This is a genomic window from Streptomyces sp. NPDC059816, assembly GCF_042732055.1.
Lineage (GTDB): Bacteria > Actinomycetota > Actinomycetes > Streptomycetales > Streptomycetaceae > Streptomyces.
In genome coordinates, this window is the sequence record NZ_JBHWIQ010000019.1 from 128,163 (window position 1) to 143,460 (window position 15,298).

17 protein-coding genes are annotated in these 15,298 nt (G+C 70.0%); 11 read left to right on the forward strand and 6 right to left on the reverse strand.

The window, feature by feature from the left end:
* Positions 1 to 27: 27 nt before the first annotated feature.
* Positions 28 to 618: a DUF3995 domain-containing protein gene (locus ACFV88_RS24615; RefSeq protein ID WP_385494014.1), complete on the reverse strand. Its 591-nt coding sequence runs from the start codon at positions 616 to 618 to the stop codon at positions 28 to 30.
* Positions 619 to 670: 52 nt separating this feature from the next.
* On the opposite strand from ACFV88_RS24615, the gene ACFV88_RS24620 reads away from it, so the two are divergent.
* Positions 671 to 1,318: a GNAT family N-acetyltransferase gene (locus ACFV88_RS24620; RefSeq protein ID WP_385494015.1), complete on the forward strand. Its 648-nt coding sequence runs from the start codon at positions 671 to 673 to the stop codon at positions 1,316 to 1,318.
* 108 nt (positions 1,319 to 1,426) lie between these two features.
* Positions 1,427 to 1,837 (forward strand): hypothetical protein, encoded by a 411-nt coding sequence (locus tag ACFV88_RS24625; protein WP_385494016.1) that lies wholly within the window; start codon positions 1,427 to 1,429, stop codon positions 1,835 to 1,837.
* Between the two features lie 96 nt (positions 1,838 to 1,933).
* On the opposite strand, the gene ACFV88_RS24630 is transcribed toward ACFV88_RS24625, so the two are convergent.
* The 4 genes from ACFV88_RS24630 to ACFV88_RS24645 form a co-directional block, all read right to left on the reverse strand.
* On the reverse strand, positions 1,934 to 2,353 hold the full coding sequence (locus ACFV88_RS24630; RefSeq protein WP_385494017.1) for a RidA family protein: 420 nt from the start codon (positions 2,351 to 2,353) through the stop codon (positions 1,934 to 1,936).
* A 375-nt stretch (positions 2,354 to 2,728) separates the two neighbouring features.
* The gene (locus tag ACFV88_RS24635) at positions 2,729 to 2,932 is read right to left on the reverse strand and encodes a hypothetical protein (RefSeq protein WP_385494019.1); all 204 of its coding nucleotides are present in this window, start codon (positions 2,930 to 2,932) and stop codon (positions 2,729 to 2,731) included.
* Positions 2,933 to 3,141: 209 nt separating this feature from the next.
* Positions 3,142 to 3,366 (reverse strand): DUF397 domain-containing protein, encoded by a 225-nt coding sequence (locus ACFV88_RS24640; protein WP_385494020.1) that lies wholly within the window; start codon positions 3,364 to 3,366, stop codon positions 3,142 to 3,144.
* Positions 3,363 to 4,235: a helix-turn-helix domain-containing protein gene (locus tag ACFV88_RS24645; protein ID WP_385494021.1), complete on the reverse strand. Its 873-nt coding sequence runs from the start codon at positions 4,233 to 4,235 to the stop codon at positions 3,363 to 3,365. Before ACFV88_RS24645 ends, ACFV88_RS24640 begins: the two co-directional genes overlap by 4 nt.
* A gap of 310 nt (positions 4,236 to 4,545) precedes the next feature.
* On the opposite strand from ACFV88_RS24645, the gene ACFV88_RS24650 reads away from it, so the two are divergent.
* From ACFV88_RS24650 to ACFV88_RS24685, 8 genes are all read left to right on the forward strand, one after another.
* Positions 4,546 to 5,007 carry an ATP-binding protein gene (locus ACFV88_RS24650; protein WP_385494022.1) on the forward strand — a complete coding sequence of 154 codons (462 nt, stop codon included), beginning with the start codon at positions 4,546 to 4,548 and terminating at the stop codon, positions 5,005 to 5,007.
* Between the two features lie 247 nt (positions 5,008 to 5,254).
* Positions 5,255 to 5,518: a hypothetical protein gene (locus ACFV88_RS24655; protein ID WP_385494023.1), complete on the forward strand. Its 264-nt coding sequence runs from the start codon at positions 5,255 to 5,257 to the stop codon at positions 5,516 to 5,518.
* 261 nt (positions 5,519 to 5,779) lie between these two features.
* On the forward strand, positions 5,780 to 6,001 hold the full coding sequence (locus ACFV88_RS24660) for a hypothetical protein (protein WP_385494024.1): 222 nt from the start codon (positions 5,780 to 5,782) through the stop codon (positions 5,999 to 6,001).
* A 44-nt stretch (positions 6,002 to 6,045) separates the two neighbouring features.
* Positions 6,046 to 8,712: an ABC transporter permease gene (locus tag ACFV88_RS24665; protein WP_385494025.1), complete on the forward strand. Its 2,667-nt coding sequence runs from the start codon at positions 6,046 to 6,048 to the stop codon at positions 8,710 to 8,712.
* Between the two features lie 464 nt (positions 8,713 to 9,176).
* Entirely contained in the window at positions 9,177 to 9,911 is a 735-nt protein-coding gene (locus ACFV88_RS24670) for a peptidase inhibitor family I36 protein (protein ID WP_385494026.1), read from the forward strand.
* Between the two features lie 76 nt (positions 9,912 to 9,987).
* Positions 9,988 to 10,449: a hypothetical protein gene (locus tag ACFV88_RS24675; protein WP_385494027.1), complete on the forward strand. Its 462-nt coding sequence runs from the start codon at positions 9,988 to 9,990 to the stop codon at positions 10,447 to 10,449.
* A 61-nt stretch (positions 10,450 to 10,510) separates the two neighbouring features.
* Positions 10,511 to 11,191, forward strand: coding sequence for a pyridoxal 5'-phosphate synthase (locus tag ACFV88_RS24680; protein ID WP_385494028.1), 681 nt, complete (start codon positions 10,511 to 10,513; stop codon positions 11,189 to 11,191).
* 214 nt (positions 11,192 to 11,405) lie between these two features.
* Positions 11,406 to 12,644 carry a serine hydrolase domain-containing protein gene (locus ACFV88_RS24685; RefSeq protein WP_385494029.1) on the forward strand — a complete coding sequence of 413 codons (1,239 nt, stop codon included), beginning with the start codon at positions 11,406 to 11,408 and terminating at the stop codon, positions 12,642 to 12,644.
* Between the two features lie 20 nt (positions 12,645 to 12,664).
* Here the strand turns inward: ACFV88_RS24685 and ACFV88_RS24690 are convergent, their stop codons facing one another.
* Positions 12,665 to 14,950: a tetratricopeptide repeat protein gene (locus ACFV88_RS24690; protein WP_385494030.1), complete on the reverse strand. Its 2,286-nt coding sequence runs from the start codon at positions 14,948 to 14,950 to the stop codon at positions 12,665 to 12,667.
* A 186-nt stretch (positions 14,951 to 15,136) separates the two neighbouring features.
* Between ACFV88_RS24690 and ACFV88_RS24695 the strand changes: the two genes are divergently transcribed.
* A complete protein-coding gene (locus tag ACFV88_RS24695; RefSeq protein ID WP_385494031.1) occupies positions 15,137 to 15,280 on the forward strand; it encodes a hypothetical protein in 144 nt (47 codons plus the stop codon).
* Positions 15,281 to 15,298: the final 18 nt, after the last annotated feature.

The window sequence follows — 15,298 nt, forward strand, 5'->3', positions numbered from 1 at the left end:
TTGCCGAAGGGTGGACCTCCGGCGGCCCTACCCGATCCCTGTCATCAGGGCGGCGGCGGAGAGGGCCAGCGCTCCGAAGCCCCCGATCCTCCCCGCGATCAGGGCGTCCCCACGGTCCGCCACCGTGCTCAAGTGGGTCCGTGCGGCGAGCCCGAAGAGGACCCCGCCCGCGACGAACCACGGCCCCCACAGGTACGTGTACCAGCGGGTGACCGAACTCAGGTCGGGGTCGATGTCGATGACGTGGGCCTGTACGAGCAGTCCGTGCACCACGAACTCCGCCCCGTGCCAGACGAGCAGGACCGTCGCGCCCCAGCCCGCCAGTTGCAGCAGCCGGTTCATGCCGCGGCCCCAGGCATGACGGCACACCAGCGCCACGCCCAGCAGTCCACCCACGGCTTTGAGCGCGCCCGTGGCCCACAGCAGCGCGATGAACCCGGGGTCGCGCTCACGGGCCAGTTCGACCAGCGATGGCGCGAGCGCGGTCGAGGCGGTGGCCAGGCCGACCCCCCACGCCCAGGCGAAGCTCGGAATGGCGAAGGCCAATCCCCACACGACCGCGGCGTGACCGGGCCACCTGGCCGGACGGCTCGCCGCTTCCCCGAGACGCAGGCTCATGGGGACGATTCTGTCCCGTTCGCCGACGTGCCCGCCAGTACGGTTCCGGCTGTTGCGCGAGCACGTGACGTTCACGCCTCGGTACGGTGACGGCATGGGTGAAGCACCTGCCTCAGAACCGGTTGGCCCACGGGTCAACGAAGCCTCCGGCTCGGACCGACGTGAGGGAAGGGCTCGGGTCCGGTTCGGAGTTCGTCCCGCAACGCCAGCCGATGAGCCGGCAGTCGAGTCCATCGTGCTGGCGCGGTCGCTGTGGCTGGAGGAGCGGGGGTTCCCCAGCTGGCGTGCGGACGTGGGGCGCGTCACCGCCCTCACCGACAACGTAGACGGATCGATGTGGATCCTGGAGGCGGACGGGAAGCCCGCCGGGTGTACCACCGTGACGGATTCGACGCCTCCGATGGCCTGGACGGAACAGGAACTGGGCGAGCCGTCCTTGTATCTCTACACGACGGTCACCGACCCCCGCTTTCGCGCGTGGAAACCCGGCACGCTGCTGGCTCTGTGGGCAGTTGATCGGGCCTTCCGCGAAGGCCGGGTGTGGGTGCGGCGCGGTTGCCGCTACCCCGGTCTCGTCCGTTACTACCAGCAGCAGGGCTTCACCGTCGTCCACGAAACACAGAGGTCCCGAGGGCCAATGTTCCTGATGGCTCGCCGGGCCGCCGGCCTCCCCGCAATCGCGGCATCCCTTCGACCGTGACAGTGCCTTAGGACGCGTGCAGGGGCTCGGCACGTGATGTGTCGATGGCCTCGGCCGGGGCGTGACGGCTCATAGACTGGCGCGGCTTCCACGAAGGGATTTCACGTCATGCGCCCCACCCGCTTCACGGACTTCGTCATCGACCTGGTCAAGAACCAGCCCACGGCCAGCCGTGTGCAAACCCTCGCGGAAGCGGGTGACAAGCAGCACCCGCGGGGCGTGGTCATCACCACGGCGACCGGGGAGGCCCGGTGGCAGTTCGTGGGACAGCTCCCCGAGGGCGCGAAGCACGACTCGTTCGACGACGCGCCCGTGACCGACGCGGCCCCGCCGACGGGTGAGCCCCCGCAGTCGGACGACCTTCCCGAGGCGTGGTTCGCCGCGGCGCTGACCCGGTCCGAGAACGCTGAGATCGCGTCCGTGGAACGTTGGTCCACTCGCGAGGGTGAGCGTGCCGGCAACCACGGGCTCACCGTCCACTTCCACAACGGCGCCCGCGTCTTCGCCCGCCAGCTCTGACCTCCGGGGTCCGCCGGTGGGATCCGACTCCGGCCGTGCTCCTGAGTGCCGGGCGCTCCTCACTCGCCGAGCTGACCGTGGCGCCCGAGCAGAGGGTCAGTCCGCTGTCCCCGCCGTCGGCCGGACGGCGACCGCATCGATCTCGAAGAGCATCCCCGGCAGGGCGAGCGAGGCGACCCCGCTGAGCGTCTGCGCGGGCAGCCGGTCGCCCCAGGCCCCGGCCAGGGCCTTACCGAGGACGGCCAGCTTCTCCAGGTCGTGGTCGACGATGTACGAGCCGAGCCGAACCACGTGCTCGAAGCCGAGGCCGACCCCCGCGAGCGCGGTGCGCAGGTTGGCGAGGGCGAGCTCCGTCTGGGCGGCGAAGTCGCCCGGCACGACCTGACCGCTGGCGTCGGAGGCGTACTGGCCGCTGATGAACACCGGTTCGCCGGGCGCGGACACGGCGTGGCTGTAGCCGAACGGCGTCGGGTCGTGCAGGCCGGACGGGTTGGTGATGGTGCGGGTGTCGGTCACGGGGTTCCTCCCCTGGTGTCGGTCCGAGCTCGGTGCCGGGCAGTCTACGGCTCGGACCGGGCGGCCTCCTCCCGGGCGTCGCGCCAACTCGACAACTCCAGCGAGCGGTTGTCGAAGAGGTTCTACTTGGCCAGCAGTTCCTCGACGCCCCGCCCCGGATAGCGGTTCCCTGTCACAACCTCGTGCACCTGATCCACCGGGCCGCACACCCCTCCATCTGCTCGAACGCGAAGGGCAGCTTCTCCGCGACACCATCCAACCGCAACGGCGTCCGTCTCGACCGGGCAGGCTCCATCGTCCACCATCGCGGGTCCGGGCTGCTGCACCACGTGATCCCTCGGATCGGTCTCCGTCAGGGCGACTTCCGCACGCTCCTCACTCGCCGGGTTGACCGTGGTGCCCGAGCAGACCGAGTGCCGTCAGCACGATCACGCAGAGCGTCATCCAGCCGATGAACGCGCCGCCGCCGTACAGCAACGCGCCCGCTACCCGCGCCCCAGTCACATGCGAAAGCACCCCCGCGACCACCGCTACCAGCAGCGACGACACGAAGGACAGGAGTGTGAGAAGCACCTGCACGAGAAAAGTCGGCCTCACCAGTCGATCCCTTCACCAAGGTGATCGACCAGTCGGCGGGCAGCCTCAGCTCGACCACCGCTTGCGGATGGCCTGCTGAGGCTCTGCGACGATTAGAGACTCATGGTGCTCATTGCCTATCGAGACCGAAGCACTGTCCCCCATCGGACACGTCGCCAGCGCTTCTCGCTCTCGAATGAGCAACACGCACCCTAGCGAGGGTCGTTGAAGATCGCCACCGTGTGCCGTACGAACTCCTGCCAGGCCGCGTGCGGGACGTACAGCGCGGGGCGCTGCTTGTCCTTCGAGTCGCGGACGCCCGTACGGTGCGCAAAGTGGGCGACCTCTACGCAAATGTTGCCCTCCGTTCCGCTATAGGAGGACTTGAACCATACTTGTTCACTCGGCATCTTCGAGCTGCTTGCAGGCACGTTCACGCTGAGTCGAACTCCTTGATGAGCTGGTCCAGAAGGTCAGGAGTGGCCGAGGGACCCAACGCCTCGCTTCGCATGGCATCGAATCGTCGGTTGTACTGATGGATGTCGAACTCCTTGTCCGTGACAGTGCAGCCGGTCGAGACATCGACGAAGACTACGGAGTCAAGGGATGCGCCGAAGTCCAGGATGGTGAAGTCGCCACCCGTGCGATAGCTCCTCGCGCTCAACGGAAGGATCTGCACCGTCACGTTCTCCCGGACGCATAGCCGCTGAAGCTCCGCGTACTGCTCCCGCATGACCTGGGGACTCCCGATCACACGCCGCAGTACGGACTTGTCCAGGACAACGCACAGCGCCGCGGGGTTGTCCTGCCGCGTCAGCACCTTCTTGCGCTCCATCCGAAGCCGCACGTTGGTCTCGATGAACTGGGTCGTCGTCTCGTCCACCGGTTTCGAGATGGTGAACTGGGCCCGCATGTAACTCTCGCTCTGAAGCAGCCCGAAGACGTACATGGGGTGCCAGGCCCGAATCAGCTGTGCGTCAGACTCTAGGCTGGCGAACATCGGCATGCTGGGCAACACCATGTTCTGGAAGCTCACATAGGGATCGCGACTCAGCGACTCGCGATGGAGGGTCAACAGAGCCTCTCGCTGGTCGAAGTCCATGAGTCCGTAGCGGTCGAGTAGGCCCTCCAAGTCCTCCGCCCTGGGGAGGTTGTTGTGCCCGGTCTCCACTCGGCTCAGCTTCGTCTCGCTGAAGCCGAGGCCCGTTGCCGCCTCCTTGATGGTGATCCCGGTCCGCTCCCGGAGCATCCTCAGCTCCTTGCCGAGAGCGCGACGCCGAAACGTGGGACCTCGTCGTGCAGCCACGCGTGTGTGTCCTCTCCTGACTCGTGACAACGCCCCGCGTGCGGATGCTCCCGGCCTCGAACCCCCTGTGAGCCGGGCGAGAGGTCCTGTCCGCGCGCTGGCATGTGCCACTTTGCCTACAGGTCTCGTCGCACTTGCAGGCCATGTGCGTGATGCAGGACTGTAGTTGAGCGATTACGGAAAGCGCATCCGTTCCACTCAACGCGCCCCCGCGCACGCGCCCCTCAGCTGTCGCGTGCCCATCGGGTCCCCGGCCAGGGCCCGAGCGGGGGAACCCTCACACCCTCGGTACGAGAGAAGGCACCTCCCCATGCCCAGCGCACCCATGACCGGCCGTGCGACCCGCAGAACACACGCGGCAGCGGTGACCGCGTTCTGTTTCGACCGCACCCCGCTCCGACCGGGCACCTTCCCGGCCGCGTCCGACCGGCTCTGGGTGGGCCAGGTACGACGGCTCACCGAGACCCGGCTGAGGTACTGGGGACTGGGGCACCTGCGGGACGACGCGGGGCTGCTCGTCAGCGAACTCGTCACCAACGCCCTCCTGTACGGGAACGGCGACTCCATCCGCGTCCGGATCACCTGCACGCACGAGGGGGTCGACCTCGCGGTGCGCAGCGGGTTCACCGAACCGGACCGGGTACGGGTCGGAACAGCGGGGCCCGGGGACGAGAACGGGCGCGGCCTCATGCTCGTCGCGGCACTCGCGGAGGACTGGGGCGTCGACCGGGAGGGGTGGGTGTGGTGCACGGTGCCCGCCGCGGCTCCTTGAGGTCGTTCGTCCTGTGGGTGCTGAGCCGCCTGTGGCCGTCGCGGGGACGGCACGCGCCAACTGCGCCCGCGTACCGTGCCGTTCGGGAGCCGGAGCCGCTGTTCCCGGAGGAGTGGGACGGGCCGCCCGACGTATGGGCGGGACCCCGCGTCCCGCCCATACCGGCGCACGTACTCAACCTCCGCTGGCCCGCGGAACACCGCGCGGACGACCGTACGTTGCAGCTGCGCGCGGTGGGGAGCACGGCATGACCGGGGAGGGGCTGACCGTGCCGGTCCCCCGCCGCCGGACGGACCGTTGCGTACGGTGCGCCCGCCCCACCTCCGCCCGGCTACCCGTACAGGTCGACGGGCGGACCCGTACCGCGTGCGCCCGCTGCGGACCGGACCTCACCCCGGGCCCGACCTGGGACGAACCGGCGACGGCCGCCCCGGCCCGCACCCGACAGGCGCCGCCGAACGGAACCGCGGCTCGCACCACTTCGCTACACGTGCAACAGGAGGTGGCCTGAGTCGCATGGCTGATCATCACATTGTGACTACGCGGAGTGAATGGTCTACTCCAAAGAGTTCAGAATCAGAAGCGCCGTTCGTGGTGTCCCGCGGAACTCCACACCACACGCTCGGGAGTTCCTCCCCGAATCCGCCGCGCATCCGGCATCGGGAGACCCGCCCCCGCGGCGTTCCCGCTCAGCCGCTGCAAGCAGCCAGCGGCGTCGGAACCCGGACGACGCACATCCCACGACGGCGCACGAAGAGAAGAGGCGAATCCCGTGAAGCTCCTGACCAGGCTCGGCGATACCCTGCTCAGCAAGCTGGCGCCCGAAGCCGAAGCACATGCCGGCTGCTACAGCTGCTCCAGCGGGGCCTGCAACACCGCCCGCCCGGACGGCCGATGCACGGCCGGGCGGAGGTTCGTCCGGTGCTGCTACTCGGGCGGGTCGGCCTGCCCGACCCCGTACTGCGGCAGCTGGGAGTACTGCGGCATGTGCTGACCGCCGCACGACGCACCTGAGGTAAGCCCGATGAGGAGGGCCCCGTGCTCCGTTTGATGCGCCACCATCTGATGCATCACTGGGCGCGTTCCGTGGCCCTCCTCGCCGGGATCCTCGTGGCGGTGTCGTCGTTCGTGGTGCTGACGGCAACCACGGAGTCCAGCAAGCTCACCGTCACCGGCACCATCGCCAAGAGCCGCGTCCCGTACGACCTCCTCGTCCGACCCAAGGGCTCGGCACAGGAGTTGGAGAAGGCGGAGGGGCTGATACGTCCCAACTCCCTCTCCGACGTCTACGGCGGCATCACCACCGACCAGCTCGCCACCGTACGAGAAGTACCCGGTGTCGACGTCGCAGCACCGCTCGCCATGCTCGGGCACACGTCGGAGCCCGGTGGGGTCGCCATCGACCTCGCCGAGCTGATCCCCAAGGGCACCCGGGGCACCTTCGACCTCGGACGGACCTGGGAGTACGACCGCGGCCTCTCCACCATCAAACAACGCACGCACACCGTCTTCATCACCCCGCACCCGCTGGAGGCCAAACCCGGGCCCAAGGTGGAACAGACGGAGGCGAGCGGGGCCGTCACCTACCACACCAGTCGCTTCTTCGAAGTCCTCCCCTCCGGCGAACGACGCGAGGTGTGCAAGGGCACGATGCGCAAGGCGGAACACGTCCCCGGACTCTCCAGTTCCGTCACCTGCCTGTCCTGGGCGAAGGTCACCGAGACGGGGCCCGACTTCGAACAGAGCAAGCCGGGGCCCCGGACCCGGGTGTTGTTCAACTTCCCCGTGTCGTACCTCGTCGCGGGCGTCGACCCGGTCGCCGAAGCCGAGCTCTTCGGCCTCGACGAGGCGGTCACCAAGGGGAAGTACCTGAGCCCCGCCGGGCCCCTCCATGTGACGAAGCCTGACCAGTCCGTGGAGACGACCCTCCCGATGCTCCGTTCCGAGCGCGCCGCGAACGCCCTGGCGGTACGGGTGAGCTTGACCCGGCGCGGCGAGGACCGGCCGCTCCTGCGCAAGCGGTTCGAAGCCGGCGCCCGGCAGCTGGACCACCCGATCGGCAAGCGCAGCGACATGGTCCTGCCCGGGTTCCTGGCCACGCAGCCGATCACCTACGACCTGTCCGACGACGGCACCCTGCGGCCCCGCTCGGTGAAACGCCCGCCGCTGTCCCAGACGATCCTGCCGCTCGACGGCCAGGACGTGTGGTTCCGTACGCTCGTACCGCAGCAGTCGCAGGCCGTGCAGCTGAGGAGCCATCCGAAGATCGTCGGCACCTTCGACGCCGAGCGGCTGCCGGAGTTCGACGCGGCGAGCCGGGTCCCCCTCGGTACGTACGGTGCACCGGCCCTCACCGGCGCCGACGACCGCTCCCGAAAACTGCTGGGCGGTGACGCGTTGCGCCCCGGTGCCTCCCCCGCTTCCTACGTCCAGCAACCTCCGCTGATGTTGGTGTCGTTGGCGTCCACGCAGTGGCTGGCGGACAACGGCTACATGACGCGGAAGCAGTCGTTGGCGCCGGTGTCGGCGATCCGGGTGCGGGTGGCCGGGGTGTCGGGCGCGGACGAGGTGTCGCGGGAGCGGGTACGGATCGCAGCTCAGGAGATCCAGGCACGGACGGGCCTGCACGTGGACGTGGTGTTGGGTTCGTCGCCGGTGGCGCGGACGGTGGTGTTGCCGGCGGGTGAGAACGGTCGGCCGGAGTTGCGGTTGACGGAGTGGTGGAGCAAGAAGAACGTGGCGACGCAGATCATCAAGGCATCGGATGCGAAGTCGTTGGTGTTGTTGGTGCTGGTGTTGGTGGTGTGCACGCTGTTCGTGGCGAACGCGGCGGCATCGGCGGTACGGTCGCGGCGCGGCGAGTTGGGGTTGCTGGCCGCGGTGGGCTGGCAACGCCGGCACCTGTTCACCATCGTCCTCGGCGAACTCCTCCTCCTCGGCACCATCGCCGGAATCTCCGGGACGGGCGTGGCCTGGGCAGCGGGAATCGTCCTCGACATCGACGTACCCCCCACGCGAGCCGCCCTCGCCATCCCCGTCGCCCTAGCCGTTGCGCTGGTCAGCGGAGCGATACCCGCCTGGCTCGCAGCCCGCGTCCACCCCATCACCGCACTGCGCCCCGCCGTCACCACCGGACGGCGCACCCGCATGTTCGCCGGAATCGTCGGCATGGCCCTCGCCGGCGCCACCCGCGCCCGCGGCCGAACCCTCCTCGGCGCCGCAGCCGTCGCCACCGCCGCCGCAGCAACCGTCCTCCTCCTCGCCGCCACCTACACCTTCCAAGGCACCCTGGCCGGCTCACTACTCGGAGAGACCATCTCCGTTCAAGTACGCTCCACCGACATCGCCGCCGTCATCACCATGGTCGTACTCTCGACAGTCGCCGTCGGGGACGTCATCTACCTCGGAGTACAGGACCGAGCCGCCGAGTTCGCCCTACTCCGCGCCGTCGGCTGGGACGAACGCGTCACCACCCGACTCGTCCTCACCGAAGGCACACTCATCGGCCTCCTCGGCACCCTCACCGGAACCCTCCTCGGCACAACCGCCACCCTCTGGCTAGCACCCACAGGCAACACGGGCGACCTACTCATCCCCACCGTCAGCGTCGTCGTCGCGGGCACCGCACTCTCCGCCGCAGCCGCCCTCGTCCCCGTGCTCATCCAACGCCGCACGCCGACCGCCCGACTCCTCGCCGAGGAGTGAGCACGACCCCCGACATGCTGGTCGTACGGCTCCCCCACCTGCCGGGGGACCTGATCGCACAATGAGCCATCTTGGCCGCGTCCTGCCCGGCCGCCGCCCGTGGGTCCGGCAAGAGGCTGGGGCGGCGGGCGGTGAACGGCCCCGGACAGGGCTGCGAACGGGCGGGTGTGCGGCTTCCGGCGGGCTCCGCGGCCACGGCGTTGCGGCACCCGCTCCGGACGGGTTCCTTCCGCAGCGGGTGGTACCGCGGCGTCCGCGGCGCCGGCTCCTTCGGTCAAGCGCCATTCAAGACACACCGCCCCTGAATTCCAGGAGTGTGTGTGCCATCTTTGCGGAACGGCCGTAGGGGACGGCCGAGGCCGTGGGGGACGGCCGACCCGCCTGTGCGCGTTCTCCATCGAACTGCGCGCAGTAAATGCGGGCGAGTGAGTGGTGTCGTACGCGACCTCACTCCATTGCGGTGCTTGACCAACACCGACCAGCGAAGGATCACCATGCGCAATCGAACTCGATTTGCTGTGACGACCGCCGCTTTCACCATGGCTGCAACGGGAATCTTCGTCACCCCGTCATTCGCCAATGCACCCGTGCCGAATCCGGCGACGCCGGTCTCCGGCACGCTGACGCCCGCGGAGGAGGCGGAACTCGAAAGTTCCGCGACCCACCCGGCGAGCGTCTACTACCAGGGCGCTCTGGTGCCCGACAACGTGGACATACCCGATGCCGCGCAGGTGTGCGCCGAGGTGGGCGTGGACGCGACCATGCACTGTTTCGACACCGACGCGCAGGCCAACGCCTACCTCGCCCAGCACGCGCCCACACAGGCGGCACGGGAAGGTGCGGCACAGGCCGCCGCCGGTGCGGGGAACGTGGGGACGAACGCGTACAGCGACTGCCCGAGCGACTGGGTGTGCCTCTGGGAGCACGCCGACTTCACGGGCCGTCGCCTCCAGTGGCCCACGTACGACACCGCGAAGACCCGCCACCTGGACCGCTACAAGCCGAGCTTCCGCGACAAGACCTCCTCCGCGTTCGTCAATCGCCCGCAGCGGGGCGTGTGGCTGTACGACATCCGCAGCGGCCTGCCCGACCCGCACCTCATCCTGGCCTCCGGTTGGAGCCTGTACGCGAATTTCAAGGACTACGATTACCCCTACGGCGGCAACTGGAATGACAAGGCCGACGCCATCAAATTCTGATTCCGGCCTGATGTGACGTTCTGTTCGCGCCCCGTCCCCGACGGGGCGCGAACGGTTTCCGAGGAGAATTCAGCACATGTCCACACGCTTCACCCGACTCGCTTCCGGCGCCCTCACCGCGCTCCTGGTCACCGGGCTCACCACCGGCTGCAATCCGCTCGAATCGAAGCCGAAGGGCGAAAAGGCCCCCGACGCCCCCACCCTCACGGAACCGAAGCTGCCCGAGGACTCGGACGCGGCGGGGTCGAAGAAGGCCGCCGCCGAGTTCCGCACCTGGATCAAGGCGAACGGGGACGAGCAGCAGAAGGCGGCGGCCTCCCGGATACAGCGGGTCCTCGGCGACTGGCAGGGCGAACTCGCCGAGGCGTACATCTCGACGGACATCAACGGCGGGAAGACGGAGGTGGCCGACCCGCTGGGCGCCGCCAAGGCCCTCGCCGGTGCCTTCGACCGGTGGAAGGACGCGGCGAACGGGGTCAAGGGGGCGGTTTCGGTGCACGACGTCAACGGGAACGCGCTCACGCTGGGTTCGTTCTGACCCTCGGACACCGTGCGCCCCGTCCGTCGGCGACTGCGGCCGGACGGGAATACTCGGGGGCATGGACACCGATCTCGACGCGCTGCTGAGGACCCTGCGGGTCTGGGACCTGCCGGAACTCCCGGCCTTCGCCCCGGAGGCGAGCCCCGCGGAGCCCCGCGAACTGTTCACCGAGTGGTTCGCGGACGCGGTCGCGGCCGGGCAGACGGAACCGCACACCATGGCACTGGCGACGGCCGACGCGGACGGTCTGCCCGACGTCCGGACGGTGATGTTGCACGGGGTCGACGCCCGGGGCTGGTTGTTCGCCACGCACGCGACCAGTCGCAAGGGCCGCCAGCTCGCCGTACGACCGTACGCGGCGCTCGACTTCTACTGGCCGGCGCGGGCGCGTCAGATCCGGGTGCGCGGACCCGTCACGGCACTGCCGGCGCAAGAGGCGCGGGACAGCCTCCGCGTGCGTTCCACCGGGGCACTCGCCGCCGCGCTGACCGGACGGCAGAGTGCACTACTCGGCAGTCGGGGCGAGTTGGCCGATGCCTCCCAGGCGGCTTGGGAGCGTGCCCTCACCGAACCGGATGCACCCGCGCCGACCTGGACGCTCTACGCGGTCGATGCGCGCGAGGTCGAGTTCTTCCAGGGGGACGTGCGCCGAAGGCACGTCCGGCTGCGGTACGTCCGGGAGGACGGCGACGAGGGCCGTGGCGGGGGCGGTTGGCGGCGCGAGTTGCTGTGGCCCTGACGGGAGGCTCCGGAGGCTGAGCGGACGGTGCTGCCGAGCCCTCGCCGGGCGGTGGGGGTTCGGCTCCGCTTCCGGCCCGGGGGGAACCTTCACGGCCCCACACCGTCTTCCCATGAGTGAGTGATCTTGCGGCGGCCACCCCGCCCCGACCCCACTTCCGCGCCCCCATTCGGGTGTTGCTCCACCATGTCTTCCACACAGCGAGGCGACCAGCATGAGTCGGACACCGAGGCCGATACCCGACCCCGCTCCCGGCACCCGGCACCGGACCTCCGCGGGCCGTCGTGGGATCGTCCGCGCAGCCGTCGCGACCGTCGTCGGCCTGGCCACCCTCGCGATGCCGATGGCCACCGCCGCTGCGGCCCATTCGGACACCCGGACCCGGGGCTTCGGCAAGGCCGACCTCCAACAGCGCCTCGACGACATCGTCGGGCTGGACGGAGTCGTGGGCGCCGAGGGAACCCTCGTGGACGGCGGGCAGCGGACCCACGCGCGCAGCGGCACCGCCGAACTCGGCACCGACCGCCCCGTACCGCACCAGGGCCACTTCCGGATGGGCAGCAACACCAAGACCTTCGTCAGCACCGTCATCCTGCAACTGGTCGAGGAGCGCAGGATGCGCCTCGACGACACCGTCGAACGCTGGCTGCCCGGCCTGGTCGAGGGCAACGGCAACGACGGGAACAGGATCACGGTCCGCCAGCTGTTGAACCACACCGCGGGGCTGCCCGACTACGTCTCCCACGTGCCCGCCCTCCTCGGCGCGGAAGCGTTCCAGCAGCACCGGTACGACGCCTTCACCCCGCGCCGACTGGTGGCCCTCGCGATGCGGGACCGCCCCCTCTTCGAACCGGGCGCGCGATTCGGCTACTCCAACACCGGTTACGTCCTCGCCGGCCTGATCATCGAGCGGGTCACGGGCAACGCGTGGGACGAGGAGGTCCGCGCCCGGATCACCGAACCGCTCCGGCTGCGGAACACGTACTCCTCCGGCCGGCGATTCGGGCTGCCCGAGCCGCACGCCCGGGGGTACCAGCAGTTCGAGCCGGGCGGGCGCCTGGTCAACAGCACCCGTCTCAGCATGACGTGGGGCGACTCCGCGGGCGACCTCGTGACCACCTCCCACGACCTCGCCCGCTTCTGGCAGGGCCTGCTCGGCGGCAAGCTCCTCGCGCCGAAGTCGCTGGCCGAGATGAAGAAGACGGTGCCGGTGCCCGTGGAGGGTCGCGCGGTGAACGAACACGCGGGGCTCGGTGTGTTCTGGCGCGAGCTGAGCTGCGGCGTCGGTTCCTGGGGCCACGGCGGCACGACCCTCGGCCACCTCAACGCGAACGCCTTCACCGCGAAGGGCGAGCGCGGGGCGATCGTGCTGCGGTCCACGAACCTCGCACGGGGGGACCGCGATGCGCGTACCGATGCGCTGATCGACGCGGCACTGTGCGCGAAGCGGTGAGGGGCGCGGTCCCGCCGCGGCTATTGGGCGCGTGCCTGCTCCAGGTTCTGCCACACAAGCAGGGTTAGCGGGTGGTCGGTGCCCAGGATCCGCTCGCAGTCCTTCAGGGTGCGCTCGTACAGGGCCAGCGCACGCCCCAGGTCCCCCACCTGTTGGTGCACGCTAGCGAGGTTGTTCCGGGACAACAGGGTGTTGGGGTGATCCGCACCCAACACCCGCTCCCGGTCCCGGAGCACCCCCTCGTGCAAGGACAGCGCCCGCTCCGCGTCCCCGGCCAACCGGTGTACCTCCGCGAGGTTGTTGCGAGAAATCAACGTGTTCGGATGGTCGACACCCAACACCCGCTCGTAGTCCTTCAGGGTGCGTTCCAACAGCGCTAGCGAACGCCTCACGTCACCCACCGCTCGGTACACGCCAGCGAGGTTGTTCCGGGACAACAGGGTGTCGGGGTGATCCGCACCCAACACCCGCTCCCGATCCCGGAGCACCCCCTCGTGCAAGGACAGCGCCCGCTCCACATCCCCGACCTCCCTAAGCGCCTCCGCGAGGTTGCTGCGAGAAATCAACGTGTTCGGATGGTCGACGCCCAACACCCGCTCGTGGTCCTCGGCACAGCGCTCGTGCACGGATACGGCGCGCCCCGGATGCCCCGCCGAGTCGTAGGTGGTGGCGAGGTTGTTCCGGGACACCAGGGTGTCGATGTGCTCGGTGCCCATGAGCCGTTCACGGGAGCCGAGGGCACGTTCAAGAGCGGGGAGCGCAGGGGCGAACACGCCCTGCCCCTTGCGGTAGCTGGCTCCTCGGTCAAGTGCGCGGGCCGTGTGAACGGTGTCGAGTTCGGGGCTGTGGTGGCCGCTGAGGGCGTCGACGTGCGGGAGCAGTGCCCGGCACCGGGGCCAGTTCGGGGGATGCTCGACGGCAGTGGGAAAGGCACCCGAAAGCAGGGCGGCGGCCTGGTCGCGGGCGTCCGCGATGTCGTCCGCATCGCGGTGCGGGTCGTCGGGGTCAGGGGTACGGGCGAGGGCCTGCACGAGGCGGTGGACGCTCAGGGTGCCGTCGCGATGGTCGGTGACCATGCTGTACGCGACCAAGCGGCCGAGCGCGGTGGCGAGTTCGGGCGGCGGCTCGGCGCAGCCGTCCAGCAGGTCCCGGGGGATGCCGGTGGGGGCGTACCAGGCGAGGATGCGTAGGAGGCGTCGGGCCAGGGGCGTACCGGTCAGGCGGTCGAGGGTCAGGCGCCAGATCCGCGCGACCGTGCGTTCCGCATCGCCCCCTTCCGCAGCGGCGGCGAACATCGCACCGGGCCACTGCGCCAACATGCCGAGGTAGGCGCGGGGACTCGTACCGGTCTCCGCGCAGTACGCGGCGGCCTGCTCCACCGCCAGGGCCAGGTGCCCCAGCTCGGCGCACAGTTCGGCGACGCCGTCCGCGTCGTCCCTGTCGTGGTGCGCCAGTACCCCGGTGAACAGGGCGACGGACTCGGCCGGCTCGAAGACGTCCAGGTGGACGGTGGCGGCGTACCGGTGCCAACCGGTGGCGCGCCGGGTGGTGACCAGGACCCGGCCGCGCCCCGGGAGCCGGTCGACCACGACCCGGACGTCGTCCACGCGGTCGACGTTGTCCAGGACGAGCAGCCAGTCGTCGTGCGTGGCGAGCCACTGCACCGCGTGCTCGACCTGGAGGGTGGCGGGCAGTTCCCCGAGCGCCGGCCGGAGTGCGCGGGCCAGCGCGGCCAAGCCCGCGTCCACCGCTTCGGAACCGTCCGCGGTGATCCACCACCGCACCCGGGCGGACGCCCGGCGCGCGGCCCAGTGCGCGGCGAGCGCGGACTTGCCGACCCCGCCCAGCCCGTGGACCGCGTGCAGCACCACCCCGCCGGGGCTGGCGAAGGCCGAGTCCAGTGCGTTCAGCACCGCGGTCCGGCCGACGAACCCGGCGGCGACCGGGACGTTCGAGATCTCGCAGTCGGCGCCGGGGGCCGTACGCCCGGCCGGGGCCTGTGCGCGGTCGAGCAGGTTCCGCCAGTACCGCTCCTTGGGTGTCTCCCCGGCCCACTGGCTCCACACCTGGACCAGTGCGAGGACGTGTTCGCTGCTGGCCGCACTGGGTACGGTCGCCTGCTTCGGCGGTACGGCGAGCCAGGCGCTGATGGCCTGGAAGCGCACGGCGACCCCGTACTTCGTCCGCGCCGTCGCAGCCGCGGCCTCCCGTCGCGAACTCGGCTGCCCAGCGGCCTTGCGGGCCGCCTGCGCGCGCTGCTCCAGGGCGCGCAACTGCTCGTTCAGCTCCTGTGCCGGATCCGCCACCGGCCCCCCTGTCGACCGTGTCCGCAGTGTCCGTACCGCCCCCGGCGGACACCTCGTTGACCTGCGAGTTTAGAGGCAGTCCGGCCGGACCGTCAGCTCCTTCGGACGCCCCGCCCCGGCAGCCGGAAATCTCGGCTCAGCACCCGGCCGAACGGAGCCGGGGCACACCACCCGAGGGGGCGCACCATGAAGAAGACGAAGCAGCAGAAGCAGCCGCGGACCGTTCGGCGGCTGGCGCGCACCGCGCTGTTCGGGGCGGTGCGCGGAGCCGGGACCGCTGCCGGCTCCGCGGTGGTCGCCGCCGCGGTCTGGTGGCTCGGCATCCGGTGACACCGGCCGCCGCGGACG